The following is a 1,334-nucleotide window of genomic DNA, read 5'->3' as shown; positions in this document are numbered from 1 at the left end:
GTGGCTCGCCATCGGCAACGAGACCCACCAGGAGGCGATGCGCTTCGTGTTTCCCGGCGATCGCCAGGCGGTGCGCGAGCAGGCGGTGCGCGAGGCGCTGGTCGCGCTGGTGCTGCATCTGTCGCGCGCGCCCGACGGCGGCGACGAATAAATAGCGCGCTGGCGCTTTGTTTACCGGCCAATATTTGGCATAATACTGGGTAATTATACAGTCCATCGCGAGGAAGCTTCACATGGCTCAAGACGATAATCGCACCAAGGCGCTGAACGCCGCGCTCAGCCAGATCGACCGTCAGTTCGGCAAGGGCACCGTCATGCGCCTGGGCGATGCCCCGCGCGTGGTGATGCCGTCGGTCTCCACCGGCTCGCTGGGCCTGGATATCGCACTCGGCATCGGCGGTCTGCCGTTTGGCCGGGTGGTCGAGATCTTCGGCCCGGAATCCTCGGGCAAGACGACGCTGACGCTTTCGGTGATCGCCCAGGCGCAGAAGCAGGGCAAGGTGTGCGCCTTCGTGGACGCCGAGCACGCGCTCGACCCGAGCTACGCCGAGAAGCTCGGCGTCAACCTGGACGATCTGCTGGTCTCCCAGCCGGACACCGGTGAACAGGCCCTCGAGATCACCGACATGCTGGTGCGCTCCGGCGGGGTCGACGTGATCATCATCGACTCGGTGGCCGCCCTCACCCCGCGCGCCGAGATCGAAGGCGAGATGGGCGACTCCCACGTCGGCCTGCAGGCGCGCCTGATGTCCCAGGCGCTGCGCAAGATCACCGGCAACATCAAGAACGCCAACTGCCTGGTGGTGTTCATCAACCAGATCCGCATGAAGATCGGCGTGATGTTCGGCAGCCCCGAGACCACCACCGGCGGCAACGCCCTCAAGTTCTACTCGAGCGTACGCCTGGACATCCGGCGTACCGGCTCGGTGAAGAGCGGCGACGAGGTCACCGGCAACGAGACCCGCGTGAAAGTGGTCAAGAACAAGGTGGCCCCGCCGTTCCGTCAGGCCGAGTTCCAGATCCTCTACGGCAAGGGCATCTACCACGCCGGCGAAGTGATCGATCTGGGCGTGCAGTGCAACCTGGTCGACAAGGCCGGCGCCTGGTACAGCTACAAGGGCAACAAGATCGGCCAGGGCAAGGCCAACGCCTCGCAGTTCCTCGAGGACAACCCGGCGATCATGGAAGAGATCGAAAGCCAGATCCGCGCCCAGCTGCTGGTGCAGGCCGAGCCCAAGAAGGAAGAGGCGCCGGTGGCGGACGTCGACGCCGACGGTGACGACGATCTGCTTTGATCCCCGCCTTGCCGGAGTGACCCATGTTCGGCACTGAAA

The 1,334-nt window shown here is 64.8% G+C and carries 2 protein-coding genes; both read left to right on the top strand.

Annotation, left to right across the window (positions count from 1 at the left end; translation table 11 throughout):
• The first annotated feature begins 10 nt into the window (after positions 1–10).
• Positions 11–151, top strand: a complete 141-nt coding sequence (locus BIS11_RS17760; RefSeq protein WP_367399232.1) for a hypothetical protein — start codon at positions 11–13, stop codon at positions 149–151.
• Between the two features lie 82 nt (positions 152–233).
• Complete coding sequence (recA, locus tag BIS11_RS17755) at positions 234–1,295, top strand: recombinase RecA (protein WP_253426845.1); 1,062 nt, start codon at positions 234–236, stop codon at positions 1,293–1,295.
• Positions 1,296–1,334 lie beyond the last annotated feature (39 nt).

The sequence above is a fragment of the Halomonas sp. 707D4 genome (genome assembly GCF_024158685.1).
Lineage (GTDB): Bacteria > Pseudomonadota > Gammaproteobacteria > Pseudomonadales > Halomonadaceae > Vreelandella.
The sequence above is the reverse complement of the archived record's forward strand: the minus strand, read 5'-3'. Positions and strand labels throughout refer to the sequence as shown.